This is a genomic window from Micromonospora sp. ALFpr18c (assembly GCF_008868155.1).
In the GTDB taxonomy this organism is placed as follows: Bacteria; Actinomycetota; Actinomycetes; order Mycobacteriales; family Micromonosporaceae; genus Micromonospora.
Genome location: NZ_WBKR01000020.1, coordinates 19343 through 38571, shown reverse-complemented (window position 1 = coordinate 38571; position 19229 = coordinate 19343). Strand labels below are relative to the sequence as shown.

Here is a 19229-nt window from a genome sequence, read left to right as displayed (position 1 = left end):
ACCAGCGCCAAATCGCCATCTGTGAGCCGGACCACCGACGCCGGCGCTGCTCAACCCTGGGCGCGCCGCCGCCACAGGTAGCCGCCGACGACCGCGGCGCTCCAGGCCAGCGCCCACACGCTCAGCCCCAGCAGGGTGAGCGCGGCGGCGTCGCCCGCCACCGTCCGGGCGGTCGCCATGATCGGCGGAGCCAGCCAGGGGGCCACCGACCCGCTCAGACCGAGCACCACCGCGCCGACGCCGCCGAGGGCCAGCACCGCGACGCCGTACCCGGCGCCGCCCACCGACGCCCGGCTGGCCAACGCGCCAAGAGCAACCGCCGCGGGTACGACCAGCAGATGCGCAAACAGCCCCAGCGCGAGACCGACCGGCACCGACCGGTCCCCCGGGTCCACCGGACCGGTGACCCCGCCCACCAGCCACGGGAAGACCAGCGCGACGGCCACCGTCGCCAGCGCCGCCAGGCCGGCGGCGAGCAGACCCGCGACCCTCTCCCCGGCCACCCCGACGGACACCTGGGCGAGCCGGCGCTGCACGTCCGGCTCGACGTCCAACAGGATCTTGGTCTGCCAGGCGAGCACCGGGAAGAGCACCACGGCGGAGACGCCGTACGCCTCCGCGGGCTGGGCCCGGCCGCCGCCGTACAGCGTGCCGAGCGCGACGAGACCCGCGAGCAGCGGCGCCAGCGCCCTCCCGGTACGCAGGAAGCCGGCCAGCCGCAGCCGGACCAGGGCGGTCACCGGGCCTCCCCCGCCGCCGGCTCGACCGTCGCAGGCTCGCCCGCCGCGTCGGTGCCGCCGGGCTGCTCGGTCGCCCGCTCGGCGGCCGGCCGCACCGGCGGTGCCGCGGAGCCGACCTCCGGTGTGGCGGCGGCCGGCCGCACCGGCGGTGCCGCGGAGCCGACCTCCGGTGTGGCGGCGGCCGGCCGCACCGGCGGTGCCGCGGAGCCGACCTCTGGTGTGGCGGTGGAGGGGTCGGGGCGTACCCGAAGGATCTGGTGGCCGTCGGCCCGCAGGCGGGCGACGGTGCTGGCGACCCGCGCGGCCGGCACCGCGACCTCGACCACGGCGACGGCCTCGTCCGCCGACGGCGTCTCCTCGGTCAGCGAGCCGTCGGCCACCGTCCAGCGGCGCGCGCCCGGCAGCCGGACCGTCTCCCCCCGATGGTCACTGACCAGGACCGCGCCGTCGCCGGCGAGCACCTCGTCGATCAACTCGGGGACCAGGTCACGGGTGGCGGCGTCCAGCCCCTCCCACGGCTCGTCGAGCACCAGCAGGCCCGGCGGACGCAGCATCGCCTGGGCGAGGCCCACCTTCTGCGCGGTGCCCTTGGACAGCTCCGGCAGCCGGACCGCGCGGAACCGGGCCAGCCCGAGCCGGTCCGTCCAGGTGGCCACGGCGTCATCGGCGGCGGCGCGACCCAACCCGGCGACCCGCGCCATCCCGGTCAGGTAGCGGGCCACGGTGAACGGCTGGTCGGACGGGAAACGCTCCGGCACCCAGCCGACCCGCACCGGCCGGTCGGTGACCCGCCCCCGGCCCGGTCGGAGCACCCCGGCCGCCACCTGGAGCAGCGTCGACTTGCCGACGCCGTTGCGGCCCAGCACGACCGCCACCTCACCCGGACCGATCCGTACGTCGACCCCGCGCAGCACCCACGGCCCTCGCCGGTGGTACCGCAACCAGACGTTCTCCAGCCGCATGCGGACGAGCCTGCCACACCTTGAACGCGCCGGGGCGCCGCCACAGGTGTGGCGGCGCCCCGGCGGAGCGAACTGGTCGGGCTCAGGCCTCGGCCGGCTCCTCGGTGAGGTTCTTCACCAGGTTCGGGTCGACCGGGACACCCGGGCCCATCGTGGTGGTGAGGATGACCTTGCGGAGGTACTTGCCCTTCGCCGCGGACGGCTTGGCCCGCAGCACCTCGTCGAGCACCGCCGCGTAGTTGTCCACCAGCTGGCTCTCCGTGAAGGAGGCCTTGCCGATGATCAGGTGCAGGTTGGAGTGCTTGTCCACCCGGAAGGTGATCTTGCCGCCCTTGATGTCCTGCACCGCCTTGGTGACGTCCATGGTCACCGTGCCGGTCTTCGGGTTCGGCATGAGACCGCGCGGGCCCAGGATCCGCGCGATCCGGCCGATCTTGGCCATCTGGTCCGGCGTGGCGATCGCCGCGTCGAAGTCGAGCCAACCACCCTGGATCCGGGCGACCAGCTCGTCGGTGCCCACCTCGTCGGCACCCGCCGCGGCGGCCTCCTCGGCCTTCGCGCCGCCGGCGAAGACGATCACGCGGGCCGTCTTACCGGTGCCGTGCGGCAGGTTGACCGTGCCGCGGACCATCTGGTCCGCCTTGCGGGGGTCGACGCCGAGGCGCATGGCGACCTCGACCGTGGCGTCGAACTTGACGTTGGTGGTCTCCTTGGCCAGCTTCACGGCCTCGGCGGGGGTGTAGAGCTTGGACCGGTCGATGACGTCGGCGGCCTTGCGGTAGCTCTTGCTGCGCTGCATTGCTGATTACTCCTGTGGTCTCTGGCGGGCCGCTCGGCGCGAGCCCTCCCACGATCGGGTCGTCGGCGGGGCCGACGTCAGTCGTTGACGGTGATGCCCATCGACCGGGCGGTGCCGGCGATGATCTTCTCGGCCTGGTCCAGGTCGTTGGCGTTGAGGTCGGCCATCTTCTTCTCGGCGATCTCACGCAGCTGGGCGCGGCTGACCGAACCCACCTTCTCGGCCTGCGGGACGCCCGAGCCCTTCTGCACACCGGCGGCCTTGATCAGCAGCCGGGCGGCGGGCGGGGTCTTCAGCACGAAGGTGAAGGTGCGGTCCTCGTACACGCTGATCTCGGCGGGGACGATGTCGCCCCGCTGGGACTCGGTCTGCGCGTTGTAGGACTTGCAGAACTCCATGATGTTCACGCCGTGCTGGCCGAGCGCGGGGCCGACCGGCGGCGCCGGCGTGGCCTGGCCCGCCGGCAGCTGAAGCGTGAACGTCTTGACGAGCTTCTTCTTCGGAGGCATGTCACTTCCTGGGGCTTGGAGCTGGGAAAATGCGGCTGAACACCGCCCTGTCGGGCGCGCACGGTCAGCGCGGTGCGACAGCGGTGACGTTCAAGAGTAGCGCAGGCCGCAGCCCACTCGTCCGCCGAGGTCGAGTGGGAGGGCGAACGCCGTCGTCGGCGGCGGGCCGGGCCCGCCGCCGACGACCGGTCAGATCTTGGCGACCTGGTTGAAGTTGAGCTCCACCGGGGTCTCCCGGCCGAAGATCGACACCAGCACCTTGAGCTTCTGCTGGTCGGCGTTGATCTCGCTGATCGTGGCCGGCAGCGACGCGAACGCGCCGTCGGTGACGGTGACGGAGTCACCCACCTCGAAGTCGAGAACCTTGATCTCCGGCTTCGCCTTCTTCTGCTCGGTCTCGACGGCCGGCGCCAGCCACTTCAACACCTCGTCGAGGGAGAGCGGCGCGGGCCGGTCGGCCCGGTCGGTCGCGCCGACGAAGCCGGTCACGCCCGGGGTGTTACGGACACACGAGTAGGACTCGGCGGTCAGCTCCATCCGGACCAGGATGTAACCGGGGAAGACCTTGGCCTGGATCTGCGAACGCTTACCGTTCTTGACCTCGACCTCTTCCCGGGTCGGCACCTCGACCTGGTAGATGAAGTCCTCCATGTCGAGGCTCGTGATCCGGGTCTCGAGGTTGGTCTTGACCTTGTTCTCGTAGCCGGCGTACGAGTGCACCACGTACCAGTCGCCCGGCGCGTAGCGCAGCTTCTGCCTCAGCTCGGCGACCGGGTCGTACTCCTCGTCCGGCTCGGGCTCGGTCGTTGGGAACTCCGGTTCGCTGGCGGCCTCGACCGACTCGTCACCAGCCGCCGTCGCGACGGCGGACTGCTCGTCCACCGGTCCGGCGGTCTCGTCGTACTCAGGCACGCTCGCTCACTTCCGTCACTATCGGCTGGAGGCAGCCGGTCAGCTCGAGTTGCCGAAGACAAACAGCACGACCTTGGCGAAGCCGTAGTCCAGCACACCGACGATCGTCAGCATCACCGCGACGAACGTCACCACCACGGCGGTGTAGGTCAGCAACTCCTTGCGGGTCGGCCAGATGACCTTACGCAGTTCGGCCACGACCTCGCGGAAAAACCGGGCGACGCGGCCGAAGACGCCCACCCGACCGGTCTCCGACCGGGTGGTCGGCCGGCTGTCCGCCGACTCCGCGCGGGCACGCGACCGCGTCGCGGTGCCTCCCCGGGAGACCGGCTCGTCCGCGCTGGTGGCGTCGTCGTCGGCTACCTCGTCGACGACATCGTCGTCCAGACGATCGTCGCCGGCGTCCTCGCCGCGCCGCTTGTTGTCGGCCACTTCGCCCTCCGTCGCGGAATCTCGGGTCACACGCCGGGTGGCGTGCGCGGCGCTGGTCACGCCGGCCGGGCCCAACCGTCCCGCGACGGGCCGCGGCCGGTGGATCAACCGGGGGCCCGAATGCCTCGGACCACCCCGCCGATCCACCACCACGGGCCGGACGCCGCCATGTCGGCGGCGCGACCCACGGGAACGGTCAGGCCTGAGGCGCAGGGGTGACAGGACTTGAACCTGCAGCCTGCGGTTTTGGAGACCGCTGCTCTGCCAATTGAGCTACACCCCTGTGCGGCAACACTCGCCCCACCCGGTCACAGACGACCGAGCAGGGGTCACTTGCCCCACGGCGGACCAGTGTACGGGTAGCCGCCCGACTTTCCCAACCGGTCTCCCCGCCACGCGTGGCGGGCCCGGATCAGCGTGCGGTCCGGATGACCGCCCGGGCCTGCGCGAGCACCTTCTCGCCCAGACAGGTGGCCGTCACGTCGAGCCGGGTGAGGCCGTCCTCGGTGACGTCACGGACCTTCGCGGTGACCTCGATCTCGGTCCCCTGGTCGTCGTCCGGCACCACCACCGGGCGGGTGAAGCGGACCCCGTACTCGACCACCGCGTCGGGCGCCCCGGCCCACTCGGCGACCGCCCGGCCGACCAGAGCCATGGTGAACATGCCGTGGGCGATCACCCCGGGCAGCCCCACCTTCGTGGCGACCCGGTCGCTCCAGTGGATCGGGTTGAAGTCACCCGACGCGCCGGCGTAGCGGATCAGGTCCGCACGGGTCACCTGGAACGTCTTGGCTGGCAGTTCCATCTCAGGCCTCCCCACGAATGACGTACCTGGCCCACACGGCAACCACCGGTTCCCCGGCGACGGTGCTCACGTCGGTGCGCGTGGTCAGGAAGCCGTGCCCGCCCCGGGTGCTGACGTCCTCGATGGTGTTGGTGCAGACCAGCTCGTCGCCGGCGACCACCGGCCGGGTGTACGCGAACCGCTGGTCGCCGTGCACCAGCCGGCTGTAGTCGACGCCCAGGGCCGGATCCTCGATGATCTGACGGCTCGCCGCCATCGTGACGATCACCGGAAAGGTCGGCGGCGCCACCACGTCCGGGTGGCCGAGCGCCTGGGCGGCCTCCGGGTCGTGGTGAGCCGCGTCGGTGGCACCGATGGCGGACGCGAACTCACGGATCTTTTCTCGGCCCACCTGGTAGGGGGCGGTCGGCGGATACGTCCGGCCGACGAAGGAAGGGTCCAGAGGCATGCCGCGAACCTACACGGAAAGCACAATCGCCGACCTGATCGGTAGGCGGCGGCGAAGCCGCGCCAAACCGGTCAGATCGGCGATCGGGAAAGAGTCAGAACCATGGCCGGCGCAGGGCCGGCCACGAGTCAGCGGGTCTCGCGGTGGACCGTGTGCCGACCGTCACGCGGGCAGAACTTCTTCAGCTCGATGCGGTCGGGGTCGTTGCGCCGGTTCTTGCGCGTGATGTAGTTGCGCTCCTTGCACTCCACACACGCCAAAGTGATCTTCGGCCGGACATCGGTAGCCTTCGCCACGGCGGAGTGCCTTCCTCGCTAACGGAAACGAACTACGACGCGCCAGCCTAGTCGCTGACGGCGCGGACATGCAAAGTGGGCGCCAGTGGCGCCCATCCCCACGACCACCGAGAACGAGCTCGGAAGACGAGAGTAGCGGTGGCCGGACTTGAACCGGCGACACAGCGATTATGAGCCGCTTGCTCTACCATCTGAGCTACACCGCCGCGGTGGGTCCAGCTGAACCCTCGAGCCCCCTTACGGAATCGAACCGTAGACCTTCTCCTTACCATGGAGACGCTCTGCCGACTGAGCTAAGGGGGCCTGCGCGATCTCCCCGTGGGGCGCGCAGAAGTCAGAATACACGGCCCGGCTCGGCAGGTGAAATCGGATCCCCAGTGATCGTCTACGCCCAGCTCAGGGCACGACACGCAGGCGCGGAAGCTCCGGGCCGGAGATCGTCTCCGGGTCCACCTGGGCACCGAACCAGGCGGCCAGCCGCTCGTACGGCAGCGGTCGACTGAACAGGAAGCCCTGCCCGATCTCGCAGCCGATGTCCTGAAGAAGCTCCAGGGTCAGTTCGCTCTCCACGCCCTCGGCGACCACGGCCAGGCCGAACTGCTGAGAGAGCGTCACCACCGCGTTGACGATCGCCAGGTCGCCCGGATCGGTAGCCATGCCCTGCACGAACGAACGGTCCACCTTCACCTCGTGCACCGGCAGCCGGCGCAGGTGCGCCAGGGACGAGTCCCCGGTGCCGAAGTCGTCCACCGACAGTCGTACGCCGAGGTCGCGCAACCGTTGCAGGGTCGGGATGGGCCGGTCCGTGCCGTCCAGCACCCCCGCTTCGGTGATCTCCAGGGTGAGGCGCTGCGCCGGCACCCCGTACTCGGTCAGCAACTCCTGCACCCGATCCGGGAAGTGCTGGTCGGTGAGCGTCCGGGCGGCCAGGTTGACCGCGATGGGCAGCGGCTGGTTGGCCTCGGCCCAGTCCCGGCTGCGACGCAGCCCCTCACGCAGCACCACCTCGGTGAGCCGACTCAACTGCCCGGTGTGCTCGGCCACCGCGACGAAGTCCTCCGGAGCGACGGTGCCGTGCGTCGGATGCTCCCACCGGGCCAGACACTCCACGCCGACCAGGCGGCGGTCCCGCAACGTCACCTTCGGCTGGAAGTAGACCTCCAGCTCGTCCTGGTCGAGGGCCTGGCGCAGGTCGCCGGCGAGACCCAACCGGCGCAGCGACCGGGACTCCAGGGCGGGGTTGAACAGCTGCACGCTGCCCGGCACCGACTTGGCCGCCGTGGCTGCCAGGTCCACCCGTAGCAGCAGGGTCGCCGCGTCGCTGCCGTGATCCGGGTGTACGGCCACCCCGACGGCGGTGTTGACGTCGAGGGTGAGCGCGTCGAAGACCATCTCGTCGCGGATCTGGTCACGCAACTGGCCCGCCAACTCCAACGCCGCGGCGGCGCTCTCCAGCCGCAACGTCACCAGGAACTCGTCCCCGCCGACGCGGCCGACCAGGGCCGACGACGGCGCGCTGGCCCGCAACCGGTTGGCGACCTCGACGAGGACCTTGTCGCCCGCCGCGTGGCCGAGGGACTCGTTGACCTGGCGCAGCCCGTCGACGTCGAACAGCAGCAACGCCACCACCTCGTCGGGCGCCCCGATCTTGACCGACTCGTCGAGCGCCCCGGTGATCCGCCGCCGGTTGGGCAACCGCGTCAGGGTGTCGTGGTACGCGTCGTGCCGCAGCCGGTCGACCAGCCGGGAATTCTCCAGGGCGACGGCCGCGTGCGCGGCCACGGTCTCGAGCACAGGCACGTCGGCCCGGGTGAAGTGGCCGACGTCGCTGAGCCGGTTGACCACCTCCAACGTGCCGATCACGACCTGCCCCGACCGCAGCGGAACGACGATGACGTCCTTCACCTGACGGCCGTCCATCGCATGCCGGACCTCCGCGTCCCCGCCGAGCAGTCGCCCGAGAGTGACGTTCTGCCCCTCCTTGAAAGCCCGTTCACGAATCACCGACGAGGTGGGCGCCACGTCGAGCAGACCCCGGTCATCCAGCCGCGCGGTCAGCAGCACTTCAGGATGCCGGCCCTGCGCCGGCAGCCAGAGAGTCGCGTACTCGGCCTGCATCAGGGTGCGGATGCGGTCCAGCAGCACATCCGCGAGGGCGTCGCCGGGGCCCGAGCCGGTCATCGCCCTGGTCAGCTCGTACATGTCCCCCAGCGTCCGGTGCTGACGAAGGAACCGGGAGTACGCGCGGTAGAGCATGACGCCGGCGACGGTGATGGCCACCAGGAGCAGGGCCGACCACAGAGTCGTCACCAACGCGATCAGAATGAGGAGACCCACCGCCACGTTGAGCGCGGTGGTGAGGAAGACCTGCACGGCCATCGCCGTCGCACCGCGCAGCCCCTGCCACCCCTGCAGCAGCGTGATGACACCGACGACCGACGCCAGACTGATCAGGGTGTTGGCGCTGACCGCGAGGAACAGCAATCCCCAGGTGGCCGGTCCCACCCCGTCGAACGGTCTGGCGGTCACCACGACCAGGCCCGCCACCGACACGCCGGCGGCGTCCCGAGCGACGTTGAACCAGAACTTCGGCGGCGGATAGCGGCGATGGGCCTGTGTGACGACCGCGGCGATGGTCGCCATCAGGACCACGAGCACCGGTGACAGCCAGTACAGCCCCAGCACCAGCGGTATCTCGGTGAGGGTGACCACGACGGCCTGGCGCCGGACGACGAAACTCAGCGTGGGTACGCCCGCCACCACCATGACAAGCACGAGCAACCCCGCGACCAGCAGGTCGCGGGGTTCGATGGTCTCAGTGACGGCCAGAAACGTGGTGATGAGGATGGCCAGAACGGCCAGGGGCCCGGTGATCAGCCACGCACGGTCCGTCGATCGACGGGGGACGTTGTTGGCCGGCACTCCTGTGTCCCCTCATCGGTGGCGCTGGTGCACGTTGGCATCAACGCCCGTGGGCAACGACTCCTGCCCCACTCTGGCTGGCCGGTGCGCCCCATTCAACCCCTGCGGTCTGGAAATCGCCGCCACCGACGACGACAACGCCACCGACGACTACTACCAGACCCATGGTCGCCATGATCAGACCGAGCAGCCGGCCACGCGTTAGACCAGACATCGGGAACTCCTACCATCAGGGGTGTCAGAAAACTGCGTTCCCCGATGGTGCCACAGCGGTGGCAGAGGGGGAAAGTTCCACGACCCACCCGGCCGGCGGACCGGGAACTTACGAGCCGGTCGGCCTGCCCACTCACCACGTCTGGCCAGATCCTCTTACCGTCCGACCGATCGCTGCCGCCAAACAAACGACAAGCTCCGCTATCAACCCCTAAGCCGCTTAGCGCCCCTACCGGACCTGGAATCTCGCTGTGCCACCTCGAGATCAGCCGGACGGCGCTCCGCCTCCCCGGGACCGAGACCGAGACCGGCGACCATGCGTGGCTCGCCTGCAGCAGATTGTGACGCCTCAGGCAGTAAACCACAATCATCAATGCACGGTGGATCGCCGCCGTACCGGGTCGACCCTTGGCGAGGTCCGGCCCCGGCAGGCCGCGGGCGCCGACACGACGACGTCGTGGCCGACGGGGCGGTCGCCACCGAGTAGCCGATCGTCTGCGGTCGGGTGGACTGCTCCGGGAGGTAGCCGAAGCCGTCCGTCGTGAACAGGTTGAGAGCGTCGTGCGCCGCTCGCTCCTGTTCGGACTTCGCCGGCAACTGGTCCTTGATACCGATCGCCCCGGCCAACAGGTTCACGTGGATGCCGAGCAGCCCATCAGGCCCCTGCCGGCCCATCGCGTCGGTCACGGCCGCGCCCACGTCGCCCCCCTGCGCGACGTACCGCGGGTAGCCGAGACGGTCCATCAGCACCGCCCAGGCGCGCGCCATGCGGTTCGAGTCCCAACCGGGCTCGGCCGGCTCGCCCGAAAAGCCGTAGCCAGGCAGGGACGGCAGCACCAGGTGGAACGCATCCTCGGGTGAGCCGCCGTGCGCGGTCGGGTCGGTGAGCGGGCCGACGACCCCGAGCAGCTCGACGACCGAGCCCGGCCAACCGTGCGTCATGATCAGCGGAAGGGCGGTCTCATGCTGCGACCGCACGTGGATGAAATGGATCTCGACGCCGTCGATGACGGTCGTGTACTGCGGCAGGGCGTTCAGCTTCGCCTCGAGCGTGCGCCAGTCATGCTCCGTCGCCCAGTAACGGGCCACCTCCTGGATCGTCGCCAACTGCACGCCCCGGGAACGATCGGCGGCCAGCTCACGGGTGGGCCAGCGCGTGCCCGCAACCCGGCGACGCAGGTCAGTGATCACTTCTTCCGGCGTGTCCAGCTGGAAGGGGCGAATTTCGATGTCGTCGGACATGTCCTGCACCTGCCGAATCGGGTCGACCTGCGCGCCGGCGCGGCTGGCACGCGCTCAGTCTCGCAGCGACGGCGACCGCTGGACCGAAGCGCGATTTCACCCCGAGTCCGGCTTACCGGGTTCGCTGCGGGTTCATCGCTGGACGCAGTGGGACTCGGTCAGACGAACGACAACGGCCCCCGATCAGCATCTCTGCTGGTCAGGGGCCGCGTCTGCACCTGGTGGCGGGTAGAGGATTCGAACCTCTGTAGCTCTCGCGACCGATCTACAGGGCTACTGCCCACCGGGTCTGACGGGTTCAGGCGCTCGCTCTGGTTGCGTCTGCGTGCATCGCTGTGGCTGCATCGCCGAGGACACGATTCACGTCCCAGACGGTCTGCATGCCGGAGACATGGCCGCTTAGAGCCGAAATTACGGCTGTCGCGTGGCTCCCGATCTCATCCCCGCCGACGATCATCACTTCGTCGTAGCACTTATCCAGCTCGATCATCGCAGCAGCGAACGGAGTGCCCATCCTGTAGCGCCCTGTGTATCTGATCCTCGAACCGGCTGGCAAGGGGGGTAAAGACGCTTCATCCATCAGCTCCGCGGCACCCCCATCTACCAGCGACCTCGCCTCTCCGAACGCCGCACGGGCGAGTTGAAGGAATCTCGCGTAGACCAGGCGCTTCTCGGCCGCTAGGGCGACGGCGACACTGATGGCCCCCTGTATCCGCACTGCATCAAGCTGATGGCGCCCGCCTAGGTGAGCAGTCAAGACCGTTCCCGCCACGCCTGCCACCCCCACCACGGCCGTGGTCACCGGCCCAAGCCATTCCCACGTCATCCACTCATCGTGGTAGCTGGCCGCAATACCCAGAGTCATCCGAGTGCGTCGCCGATCTCGTCGTTCATGGTGTCGTTTCCGCCGCCGACGCAGTCGGCGTAGACGCCGAGCAGGACGGCGGGCCGAGGACAGGGGCCCGGGGCGGGTTAGCGGAGAGGCGCTAAATTCCGCAGTACGAGAGGCACCCTCAGAGGCTGCGGCGTCATGATCGGGCACTCCATAGGTGCGCTTGATAAGCGCGCGACAAGCTGTGTGACATACAGCCCTACACGACTGTGATCCGACAACTGATGTGCGACGCAGCTCCGCCATGTGATGTGCGACGGGTGGTCTAGGAAGCTGAGGTAGCGATCCGGCTGCCGCGCCAGTCCCGGGACTGGTCTGCCATCGTGCACCGGGCCGCGGCGGCAGCACCGCCGCCAGCACGGCCCCGGCATCACGAAGCTGCGGCGCCCACGCCGGCAGAATGATGGCGTGATGACCAAGCCCGTCACCGCAGGCAGAGCGGCACTGGTGGACGACCTGGAAGGGCTGCCCGGCAGCTCCGGCGGCTGTCGTCTTGCCCTGACGTTGGATGCTCCGGTCTTCCTTCGTACCGGCGACGACAACGGCCCCCGACCAGCATCTCTGCTGGTCGGGGGCCGTGTCTGCACCTGGTGGCGGGTGAAGGATTCGAACCTTCGAAGCTTTCGCGACGGATTTACAGAGCGCACGTGATCTTGCGTGCTGCACCGCCCGTGACCAGCGGTTTTCCTGCGATCTTGAGCGCCGATCCGGTCATATTCCCGTGATGTTCCCACAGCGGGAACACTGTCACCGCAGGGCGTTCCCGATCCGGTCGTTCACGCCGTCCTCTCCCCCGTCGATGCAGTTCGCGTACGTTCGCAGCAGGACGGCGACGCTGTGCCCCAAGCGACGAGCTACCTCGGTCGCCGTGACGCCTGCGTTAAGCCAGAGCGAGGCGGCAGCGTGGCGCAAGTCGTAGGGTCGGCGGGCGAGCGGTGAGGCGACCTGGACCGGGGTGAGCGCGTTCTCGCGGGCGAGCTTCCACCAGCGGTCATAGACCGACTCGGACAGCGGACCGCCGTGCAGGCCCCGGAACAGCCGGCCGTCTGGAGCGGTTTCGTGTTCGGTGATGTGCCGGTGCAGCAGGGCAACGAGCTGCGGCGGGATCGGTACAACGCGGGTGTCCTTGCGTGCCCGGTGTTTGAGGCCGCGCCGCTCGTGGGTTTGCCCATCGTCGGTCCAGGCCGAGCCAGCGCGGGGAGCAGTGCCGGCCAATGTGATTCGACCCCAGCCGTATTCGAACTTCTCGTGTCGACATGCACCGGTTGCTGGCGCTGTGACGTCGGACAGCTCCACACCGCAGGCGAGGCAGCGACCGGGAAGCTCGCAGTCAGGATGACGCAGGTCGGCTGCCTCAGACGGACGAGTGCCTGCGTAGTAGAGGCAGCCGAAGAAGGCGGTCACCCGGTCGGCCCGCTTGCCAAGCGCGGACACGGCGTCGAGCAGGGTCGCCGCTTGGGTCGGGTTGGCTACCACGCGGCGGTCGACGGCCGAGGCGACCTCGGGGGCGGTCCACTGGATGCGGTCGATGGGGTTGGCGTCCAGGCGCCCGAGTTCGACGGCGTGCCCAAGCGCGTTGTAGAAGGCCGCCCGCTTACGGCGGATGGTGCTGGCGGCGGCCGGCTTGCCGTCGAGCCTGATGCAGAGACCGTCAAGGACCCGCCGCACAGTGGCAGCGTCGTCAAGTTCGGTGACGAGCAGCGACGATTCTTCCAGCCAGGCGAGAGCTGCGGCGTGCGGCGCGGGCAACTCGTCGGCCCAAGTCCGGGGGTTGAGGGCGTAGCGGTATAGCGCCTCACGCAGCACGGCGGAGTCAGGCCGACCCCGCTTGTTCGACGTGGTGAGTAGAAGCGTGACGTCAGTCAGAGCCTCTACGGTTCCCCGCCGTGACTTGGCAGCCAGCCGAGGCCACTTGCGTTTCATGTACTCGCGAACGTGGACGTACCAGGAAACGGCGTTACGCGCACGAACCTCGGCCAGCGGTCGGCCGGTGTCAGTGTCGAACGGCTGGCCGTCGTTGGCCGCCTTGACCAGCTCGGAGCGAAACGAGTTGGCGAGCGCCTTCTTTTGAAACAGCTTGTCAAACGGCCGCGAAGCGCCCTGCACCGACCAACGAACCCGATACCACGTCTTTTCTCGAATCGTACGCTTTCCGACTTCCCAAATGCGCACCTCATAGCTTTTCACGCCGCCTCGCTTTCAAGGTCAGTCAGCCACGATTCCAACACCGAACGGCGTACTCGCAACTCGCCGTTAGGCAACTTGAAAACGCGGGGCGCTCGACCAGTCTGACGCCACAGATACCAAGTTGATCGAGGGACCCGAAGCTCTTCGAGAACCTCGGATACAGTCATTAGTTTGTTGTCAGCTCCCATCGTGATCATTTCCCTTCTTTTGTCGTGCGGCTCGAATGCGGTCTCCGATGGCGGTGGCGAGTTCGAGTTGTTCGGGGGTGTCGTAGCCGATGCCGAGGATCTGCCAGTCGTTGACGACCAGGACGTCGGTGTCTTCGGGCAGACCGGCGTCGGTAAGCGCCGTATGGATTTGGTGGGTTCGGCGTTCGGCGCGAAGGTTTTTGAAGGTGGTGGAGTAGATGCGTGATTTGGTGAGGAAGTGACCTCGGAAGCCGAGCATGTGCGCCCAGTGGCGCAGTTTGAGATCGGCGTATTGGTCGAGGCCGCCGAGGTCCCACGCGGTTTGGATCATCGCCCGGTGGTGCGCGGAGACCTGGAGTCGGTCGATGTGCGTCTGCGAGCGAATGCGCCGGTCGCCGGTCTCGGTGGCACCGGTGCCTTTAGTGGCGTACTTGGCGATGTAGCCAGCAAGCCGGGTGTCGGCCACGGCCTGGTCCCCGTCGTCGTCCGCGTCGTCAATGTCGATGTCAGTGGCCGTGATGTCCTTGACGTCGACCTGCTCACCCCAACCGAGGGGCAGCGCCGCTCCGTCCGGTCGGGTGGTGTCCAGCTCGACGGAGGAAGCCGCGGTGCGCACCGCGTCGGTGAGGACGTCGGGGGTGAGCCACACCGGGGGTGACGAGTCCGGCCCGGTGGGGCCGTCGGCGCGGATGACGGCGTGAAAGTGGACCAGGCCGCGCCGCTGGTACTCAGCGACCTTGGCGTAGGAGATCCGCAGGTGTGCGCCGGATGCGCGGACGGTGAGTCCGCCAGCGGCGGCGACGGCGCGGCGTAGGGCGATGGTGAAGCGGTGCCAGAGTTGGCCGCTGTGTGCTTGCCACAGCACCGCGCCCGTGTAGTCGTAGGTGCTCGGGTCGAACGGGCTACCCAGCAGCGGATGCCCTTCGGGGTGCCAACGCCCGCAAGAGCACGGCCGCTTACCGGGCCGGTTGTGCACCGGACCGAACGATGGGGCGGTGAGGGTGACGAACAGGCGAGTGGATCGGGCGACGGTGTCGGGGACGCCTTTGCCGCCGGCTATGCCCGCGTGGATGAGGTGCCAGGCGTCGGCAGCGTATCGGTCGGCGCAGGAGGGGCAGACAGCCGCACGGCGGGTGCCGCAGGACGCCCACACCTTGCCGTGCCGAGAGGCGATCAGGTCACCGCTGCCGATGTGTCGGACCTCGAACTTGCCGACCAGCCGGACCGGTTGCAGGCAACCTTTGACGCTCTCGACGCCGGCCCGCCATTGCTTGTAGGCCGGAGTGCGCATCCATTGGGTCAACGCCGCTTCAGCGTCATATGCCGAACCTGGTAGTGCCATGAGGGTTTCCTCCGGAGACGAAACCTGCCGTGCTCTCAGTGCGAGAAGCACGGCAGGCCAAAGCGAGAGGGGAGTCAGTGCGTGTCGCGGGTGACCGCGCGTCGGGCCGGGAAGTCGTCGAGAACCTGGGCGATGTCGTTGGCGGTCATCTCGTGGCGTCGGGCGTAGCTGCCGAGGAGTTGGCGGGCGTCGTCGCGGTTGGTGATGCCGAGGTGGCGAAGGGCGTCGGTGGTTGTGGTGGTGTGGTCAGTGGGCATGGTCAGTCCGCCTGGTTGGTGAGAGTGAGCGGGGAAACGGCCGGGTGCTGCCCGTGCGGGGCGGCTGGGGTGAGGTCACGGACCCGCACGTCGGGCCGGGTGGCCGTGGTGGTGTGGTCGTCGCGGTGGGGGTCGAACATCGCGACGGCGGTGCGGGTGGTTTTGGCGCGGTACATCGCAGCGTCCGCAGCGGCGAGAGCGGCGGGCAGGTCGTCGACGCCGGGCGCGAGGCCGATGCTGGCGGTGACCGTGACCGTGGCTCCGGTGGGGAGCGGAATCGGAGCGGCGATCGCTGCGGCGAGGCGGTGAGCGGCTGTGGCCGGATCGTTGCCGTGCAGGAGTACGGCGAACTCGTCGCCACCGAGCCGAGAGGCCACGCCGTTGATCGTGCGTAGACGTTGGGCGATGGTGGTGAGCACGATGTCTCCGGCGGCGTGGCCGTGGGTGTCATTGACGGGTTTGAAGCCATCGAGGTCGATCACCGCCACGTGCGGGCGGGTCGGGGCGTGTCGTGTCCACGCCTGGGTGAGGCCGGGCCGGTTCGCCAGGCCGGTGAGGGGGTCACGTGACGCGGCGTGCCGCAGGGCGGCGAGTTCACCGCGCAGGACACTCATGCGGTGCCGGGTCACCAGCAGCGCGAGGGCGGCGGCCAAAAGTAGACCGGTGGCGAGGGCGACGCTCATGAAGAAGCCTCCGACAGGTCGAACAACGGGGGGTGAGGGGTGAGGCGGGGCCTGCCGTGCGAGCGCAGAAGCACGGCAGGCCCGTACCGGTGGTGAGTTAGTGCGCGTGGCCGTTGAGCGCGGGGGTGAACCGTTCGGCAACCCGCGTCGCGATCGGCAGGGGAAGCCGGGTAGCCCGCTGGATGTCGGCCGCAGTGACCGGCGTGTCCAGCTCGGTCACGAGTCGCTGAATCTGGGCCTGCATCCCGACCGGGATTCCCAGCCCGTCCAAGGCCGCAGGTTGCACAGCAGCGGCGGGAGCGGGTGCCACGGCGACCGGTTCCGCCATGCCGGCCGGCACGATCGCCGGAGCCGGAGCCGGAGCCGGAGCCGGAGCCGGAGCCGGGACCGGAGCCGGAGCCGGAGCCGGGACCGGAGTCGGAGCCGGAGTCGGGACCGGGGTTGGTGCCGGGGTTGGGGTGAGGGTGACGGCCCGTCGTGCTTGGGTGCAGCGTGCCTGCACGATCGGCATGACTTCGGCCAGGAAGAACACGAGGATCGGGACCATGAGGTGCGCGGCGAGCATGCCCGCGCTGACGCCGCCTTCGCGGGGAAACACCGCCGGGATCACGTTCATGACGAGGGTGGAGCCGAGCAAGAACCGTTTCAGCCAGTCGACGGCCCGGGAGTCGATGGTGATCTCTCGGGCGATCATCGCGGCTTCCCATCGCAGGATCGTGATCAGGATGCCGACCAGGCACGGTTCGACGCCCCAGCAGCCCCACCACACCGGATCGGCGGGGCTAAGGTCCCCGGCGAGGAAGTCCTGAACGCCGGTCGTGGTGAACACCGACCCGAGGGCGAGGAACAGCCACAGGCAGCGGGTGACGCTCTGGCGTAGCCGTTCGATGTCCACGATGTCCAGCGCGGAATCCTTTTCCAGCTCGTGGAGCTGACGAGCGACGTCGAGGCGTTTGGTCAGCTTCCGAACCGGACGCGGAGCACGCGCGGTGGTGTCGCTGTTGTTGTTGCTGGGCAAGGGATTCACCCCGCCGCCGTGGTGCTGAGTTCGGTGTGGGGCCAGCCGGCGACCCGCACCAGCTCGGCAATGTCGGCGTCGTCGCAGTACGCCGCACGCACCCGCATCGGGGTTCGAGAGCGCTGTTTGACGACGAACCCGATACCGGCCGACGCGGCCTCGTTGGGGATCTCGTCGGCCAGAGCGCCCCGGCGGCGCATGTCCTCACCGAGGACCATGTCGACGTGTCCGGCCGAGGTGGCCCGCAGGCACACCCGCAGGGAGAACAGGTCCCGTTGCGGGATCACGTCTTTGGTGGGCTCCTGAAGCGCGCCGATGACGCTGCCGCCCAGGGCGCGAGCTTGCGACAGGATCAGCGGAAACACCGCTTGCACGCCCTTGGTGAGTGACCGGTCACCGTATCCGGTCACCGCCCCCAGCTCGTCAATGATCAACAGATCGAGGGGTGTTGCGCGGGACATCTCGAACGTGCGCCGGCCCTGCTCCGCGAGGACCTTCTTACGGTCCTGCATCACGCTCCAGAACCCGGACACTACGTCCACGATGTCGGCGTCGGATTCGGCGTAGCGGTACGACACCGACCGCAGAGCGTTCAACTCAGTGCCCTTGGGGTTGACCACGTGCAGCCGGACCAGGCCGTCACGGATCAGCGGCGCGCAGGCCCGCAACGCCATCCACGTCACCGAGTTCTTCCCCGAACCCGTGGCCCCGGAGATCAGCCAGTGCTGACCGATCAGCGGCGCGTGCCAGTCGTTGCCGTACTCCGTCTCACCCAGATACACCCGGGCCAGGCTCGCCGCGTCCGCGTCTCCCGGCAGGTCCGGCGGAACGATCACCTGCCCGAACGGCTCCGAGCGCTGCACGATCAACGCGATCACCTGCGGACGGACCTTCTCGATACCGACCCGCTCTGCCTTGAGCGCCACCGCCAGGGCCTCTGCCGCCTCTTCCCACAGCTTCGGGGTTTGGCCCAGCAGCAGCCGCACGTACACCGTCTCCGTGGACGGCGAGTGCGACCGAATCCGAAGGATGCGCGGGGTGTTGATCACGCCGGTGACCCGGTGCACCGTGACCAGGCCGCACGCCTCGGTCACCCGCGCCCACGCCGGACCCACGTACACCCGCGACAGCCACCGCCGCCGCCACGCCCGCAACCTCGGTGCCGCCACCCTCGCCCACGAGTCCGGGTGACCCCGGTACCAGCCCACACCCGCCGCGAGCACACCCGCCGCCACACCACCAGTCGTGGCCGGCCCGAAGTGCGCGACACCAGCGGTCACCGCCGCCGGAGCGGCCACGAAACCCGGATGCCGCGCGGCCCAACCCGCGAACCGCCATTCCCACCCCTGATTACGCTGCTTCCCCACTACCACACACCGCCTCAAAAATTCAGAAACTCATATCGAACCTGGACACGGAAAAGGCCCAGACCAGACAACCGATCCGGGCCTTTTCCGTCGAACAACTACCGGTCAGCGCACCGCCGCAAACAACTTCCTCGCCCGCGTCGTGGCCTGCTTCGCCTTGTCGGTCTCCTCCATCCACGGAGCCGCTTCTTCCAGGAGGATCAGCAGCACCGCCACCGCCCGACGAAGATCGTCGTAATGCTTCATGTACCGGTACCGCTCAGGCATTCCCTTCATCGACCCGCGAAGCAACCGCATCGCCTGATCAATACCGTCATAGGTGTCACTGACCCGGTAGGACATCAATTCACCTTCCATGGCTTCGCGATCAAATCCGCCTCGTACGTCTTCACCCGCGTCATGAACGCCCGCAGAACGTCAACGGTCTGCTTGTGCGCATCCTCCAAATCCTCAACCCGAGCCGCGAACTGGTACACCGCCCCCGCAGGCGGCTCACACGCCTTGATCAGGCTGCTCACCCCATCCAGCAGCAACGCCAAACCCTGCGCGTTGCCGACCAGCGCCTCATAGCGAGACCGGCCCGTCCACGACTTCACGATCTCCGGCACCACATCCACACGCCGCCCCTTTCCGATCGGAACCCCACACATTCGGTGGGCACCACCCGCCCCCGAAAACGTGCTCCAAGGGCGGATAGAAACCACCGACCAGGCGACTACTCCCGACCGGACAGACGCCACACCCGACGCCAACGCCGCGTCTCACGACGAATCAAACCAACATTCACCAACACCGACACCAACAACAGGCCGATAAGGATCAACTCGAAATCAGACATCAAAACCTCCCTCCCGAAAAATCTATTCAATGAATTGTTTAATGAACGATTTTAGGCAAGAATCTAGCCACTGTGGAATTCTCAAATAGCAAGCTCGTCCAGGATGCGACCCAGTCAGGGCCGTATTGCCTTGACAAGAAGTGCCCCGACCCGACTCGAACGGGTCACCCACCAGGA

The 19229-nt window shown here is 68.6% G+C and carries 24 protein-coding genes and 3 tRNA genes; 2 read left to right on the top strand and 25 right to left on the bottom strand.

Annotated elements, in window-relative coordinates:
- Positions 1-50 precede the first annotated feature (50 nt).
- The 13 genes from F8271_RS06635 to F8271_RS06575 all read right to left on the bottom strand — a co-directional run bounded on the left by F8271_RS06635 (position 51) and on the right by F8271_RS06575 (position 8825).
- Complete coding sequence (locus F8271_RS06635) at positions 51-740, bottom strand: hypothetical protein (protein ID WP_151488760.1); 690 nt, start codon at positions 738-740, stop codon at positions 51-53.
- A complete protein-coding gene (locus tag F8271_RS06630; protein ID WP_151488759.1) occupies positions 737-1702 on the bottom strand; it encodes an ATP-binding cassette domain-containing protein in 966 nt (321 codons plus the stop codon). Before F8271_RS06630 ends, F8271_RS06635 begins: the two co-directional genes overlap by 4 nt.
- Before the next feature lie 82 nt (positions 1703-1784).
- The gene (rplA, locus tag F8271_RS06625) at positions 1785-2501 is read right to left on the bottom strand and encodes a 50S ribosomal protein L1 (protein ID WP_151488758.1); all 717 of its coding nucleotides are present in this window, start codon (positions 2499-2501) and stop codon (positions 1785-1787) included.
- A gap of 77 nt (positions 2502-2578) precedes the next feature.
- On the bottom strand, positions 2579-3010 hold the full coding sequence (gene rplK, locus F8271_RS06620) for a 50S ribosomal protein L11 (protein WP_151488757.1): 432 nt from the start codon (positions 3008-3010) through the stop codon (positions 2579-2581).
- A 189-nt stretch (positions 3011-3199) separates the two neighbouring features.
- Complete coding sequence (gene nusG, locus F8271_RS06615; RefSeq protein WP_151488756.1) at positions 3200-3922, bottom strand: transcription termination/antitermination protein NusG; 723 nt, start codon at positions 3920-3922, stop codon at positions 3200-3202.
- 39 nt (positions 3923-3961) lie between these two features.
- Complete coding sequence (gene secE, locus F8271_RS06610; protein WP_151488755.1) at positions 3962-4354, bottom strand: preprotein translocase subunit SecE; 393 nt, start codon at positions 4352-4354, stop codon at positions 3962-3964.
- 210 nt (positions 4355-4564) lie between these two features.
- Positions 4565-4637: transfer RNA gene (locus tag F8271_RS06605), tRNA-Trp, on the bottom strand.
- A gap of 129 nt (positions 4638-4766) precedes the next feature.
- Positions 4767-5159: a MaoC family dehydratase gene (locus tag F8271_RS06600; protein WP_151488754.1), complete on the bottom strand. Its 393-nt coding sequence runs from the start codon at positions 5157-5159 to the stop codon at positions 4767-4769.
- A 1-nt stretch (position 5160) separates the two neighbouring features.
- On the bottom strand, positions 5161-5607 hold the full coding sequence (locus F8271_RS06595) for a MaoC family dehydratase N-terminal domain-containing protein (protein WP_151488753.1): 447 nt from the start codon (positions 5605-5607) through the stop codon (positions 5161-5163).
- A gap of 128 nt (positions 5608-5735) precedes the next feature.
- Positions 5736-5903, bottom strand: coding sequence for a 50S ribosomal protein L33 (gene rpmG, locus F8271_RS06590; RefSeq protein WP_007073056.1), 168 nt, complete (start codon positions 5901-5903; stop codon positions 5736-5738).
- A 133-nt stretch (positions 5904-6036) separates the two neighbouring features.
- Positions 6037-6109 (bottom strand) — tRNA-Met (locus tag F8271_RS06585).
- Positions 6110-6133: 24 nt separating this feature from the next.
- Positions 6134-6206 (bottom strand) — tRNA-Thr (locus F8271_RS06580).
- A gap of 93 nt (positions 6207-6299) precedes the next feature.
- On the bottom strand, positions 6300-8825 hold the full coding sequence (locus F8271_RS06575; protein ID WP_151488752.1) for a bifunctional diguanylate cyclase/phosphodiesterase: 2526 nt from the start codon (positions 8823-8825) through the stop codon (positions 6300-6302).
- A 49-nt stretch (positions 8826-8874) separates the two neighbouring features.
- Between F8271_RS06575 and F8271_RS32215 the strand changes: the two genes are divergently transcribed.
- Entirely contained in the window at positions 8875-9030 is a 156-nt protein-coding gene (locus tag F8271_RS32215; RefSeq protein ID WP_192580167.1) for a hypothetical protein, read from the top strand.
- A 212-nt stretch (positions 9031-9242) separates the two neighbouring features.
- Here F8271_RS32215 and F8271_RS06570 read toward each other — a convergent pair whose 3' ends face one another.
- On the bottom strand, positions 9243-10280 hold the full coding sequence (locus tag F8271_RS06570) for an epoxide hydrolase family protein (RefSeq protein WP_151488751.1): 1038 nt from the start codon (positions 10278-10280) through the stop codon (positions 9243-9245).
- Positions 10281-10578: 298 nt separating this feature from the next.
- Complete coding sequence (locus F8271_RS06565) at positions 10579-11106, bottom strand: hypothetical protein (protein WP_151488750.1); 528 nt, start codon at positions 11104-11106, stop codon at positions 10579-10581.
- A gap of 477 nt (positions 11107-11583) precedes the next feature.
- Between F8271_RS06565 and F8271_RS06560 the strand changes: the two genes are divergently transcribed.
- Positions 11584-11823: a hypothetical protein gene (locus F8271_RS06560; RefSeq protein WP_151488749.1), complete on the top strand. Its 240-nt coding sequence runs from the start codon at positions 11584-11586 to the stop codon at positions 11821-11823.
- A 96-nt stretch (positions 11824-11919) separates the two neighbouring features.
- Here F8271_RS06560 and F8271_RS06555 read toward each other — a convergent pair whose 3' ends face one another.
- The 10 genes from F8271_RS06555 to F8271_RS33770 form a co-directional block, all read right to left on the bottom strand.
- Positions 11920-13359 (bottom strand): tyrosine-type recombinase/integrase, encoded by a 1440-nt coding sequence (locus tag F8271_RS06555; protein ID WP_225854197.1) that lies wholly within the window; start codon positions 13357-13359, stop codon positions 11920-11922.
- The gene (locus F8271_RS06550; protein ID WP_370461873.1) at positions 13356-13526 is read right to left on the bottom strand and encodes a helix-turn-helix transcriptional regulator; all 171 of its coding nucleotides are present in this window, start codon (positions 13524-13526) and stop codon (positions 13356-13358) included. Before F8271_RS06550 ends, F8271_RS06555 begins: the two co-directional genes overlap by 4 nt.
- Before the next feature lie 10 nt (positions 13527-13536).
- Positions 13537-14838 carry a replication initiator gene (locus F8271_RS06545; RefSeq protein ID WP_151488748.1) on the bottom strand — a complete coding sequence of 434 codons (1302 nt, stop codon included), beginning with the start codon at positions 14836-14838 and terminating at the stop codon, positions 13537-13539.
- A 125-nt stretch (positions 14839-14963) separates the two neighbouring features.
- A complete protein-coding gene (locus tag F8271_RS06540) occupies positions 14964-15146 on the bottom strand; it encodes a hypothetical protein (RefSeq protein WP_151488747.1) in 183 nt (60 codons plus the stop codon).
- A gap of 2 nt (positions 15147-15148) precedes the next feature.
- A complete protein-coding gene (locus tag F8271_RS06535; RefSeq protein WP_151488746.1) occupies positions 15149-15829 on the bottom strand; it encodes a GGDEF domain-containing protein in 681 nt (226 codons plus the stop codon).
- A gap of 97 nt (positions 15830-15926) precedes the next feature.
- Positions 15927-16892 carry a hypothetical protein gene (locus tag F8271_RS06530; RefSeq protein WP_370461872.1) on the bottom strand — a complete coding sequence of 322 codons (966 nt, stop codon included), beginning with the start codon at positions 16890-16892 and terminating at the stop codon, positions 15927-15929.
- On the bottom strand, positions 16853-17941 hold the full coding sequence (locus tag F8271_RS06525; protein WP_151488768.1) for an FtsK/SpoIIIE domain-containing protein: 1089 nt from the start codon (positions 17939-17941) through the stop codon (positions 16853-16855). The genes F8271_RS06530 and F8271_RS06525 overlap by 40 nt, the downstream gene beginning before the upstream one ends.
- Before the next feature lie 378 nt (positions 17942-18319).
- On the bottom strand, positions 18320-18556 hold the full coding sequence (locus F8271_RS06520) for a hypothetical protein (RefSeq protein ID WP_151488744.1): 237 nt from the start codon (positions 18554-18556) through the stop codon (positions 18320-18322).
- Positions 18556-18831, bottom strand: a complete 276-nt coding sequence (locus tag F8271_RS06515) for a hypothetical protein (RefSeq protein WP_151488743.1) — start codon at positions 18829-18831, stop codon at positions 18556-18558. Before F8271_RS06515 ends, F8271_RS06520 begins: the two co-directional genes overlap by 1 nt.
- Positions 18832-18929: 98 nt before the next feature.
- Positions 18930-19052: a hypothetical protein gene (locus tag F8271_RS33770; RefSeq protein ID WP_255473648.1), complete on the bottom strand. Its 123-nt coding sequence runs from the start codon at positions 19050-19052 to the stop codon at positions 18930-18932.
- Positions 19053-19229: the final 177 nt, after the last annotated feature.

Bases quoted from the DNA above. Each gene is read 5' to 3' on its own strand.
- F8271_RS06520 (WP_151488744.1), bottom strand. From the start codon at position 18,556: ATGTCCTACCGGGTCAGTGACACCTATGACGGTATTGATCAGGCGATG.
- F8271_RS06540 (WP_151488747.1), bottom strand. From the start codon at position 15,146: ATGCCCACTGACCACACCACCACAACCACCGACGCCCTTCGCCACCTC.
- F8271_RS06560 (WP_151488749.1), top strand. From the start codon at position 11,584: ATGACCAAGCCCGTCACCGCAGGCAGAGCGGCACTGGTGGACGACCTG.
- F8271_RS06535 (WP_151488746.1), bottom strand. From the start codon at position 15,829: ATGAGCGTCGCCCTCGCCACCGGTCTACTTTTGGCCGCCGCCCTCGCG.
- F8271_RS06630 (WP_151488759.1), bottom strand. From the start codon at position 1,702: ATGCGGCTGGAGAACGTCTGGTTGCGGTACCACCGGCGAGGGCCGTGG.
- F8271_RS06565 (WP_151488750.1), bottom strand. From the start codon at position 11,106: ATGACGTGGGAATGGCTTGGGCCGGTGACCACGGCCGTGGTGGGGGTG.
- F8271_RS06550 (WP_370461873.1), bottom strand. From the start codon at position 13,526: ATGACTGTATCCGAGGTTCTCGAAGAGCTTCGGGTCCCTCGATCAACT.
- F8271_RS06595 (WP_151488753.1), bottom strand. From the start codon at position 5,607: ATGCCTCTGGACCCTTCCTTCGTCGGCCGGACGTATCCGCCGACCGCC.
- F8271_RS33770 (WP_255473648.1), bottom strand. From the start codon at position 19,052: ATGTCTGATTTCGAGTTGATCCTTATCGGCCTGTTGTTGGTGTCGGTG.
- rplK (WP_151488757.1), bottom strand. From the start codon at position 3,010: ATGCCTCCGAAGAAGAAGCTCGTCAAGACGTTCACGCTTCAGCTGCCG.
- F8271_RS06600 (WP_151488754.1), bottom strand. From the start codon at position 5,159: ATGGAACTGCCAGCCAAGACGTTCCAGGTGACCCGTGCGGACCTGATC.
- F8271_RS06545 (WP_151488748.1), bottom strand. From the start codon at position 14,838: ATGCGCACTCCGGCCTACAAGCAATGGCGGGCCGGCGTCGAGAGCGTC.
- F8271_RS06570 (WP_151488751.1), bottom strand. From the start codon at position 10,280: ATGTCCGACGACATCGAAATTCGCCCCTTCCAGCTGGACACGCCGGAA.
- rplA (WP_151488758.1), bottom strand. From the start codon at position 2,501: ATGCAGCGCAGCAAGAGCTACCGCAAGGCCGCCGACGTCATCGACCGG.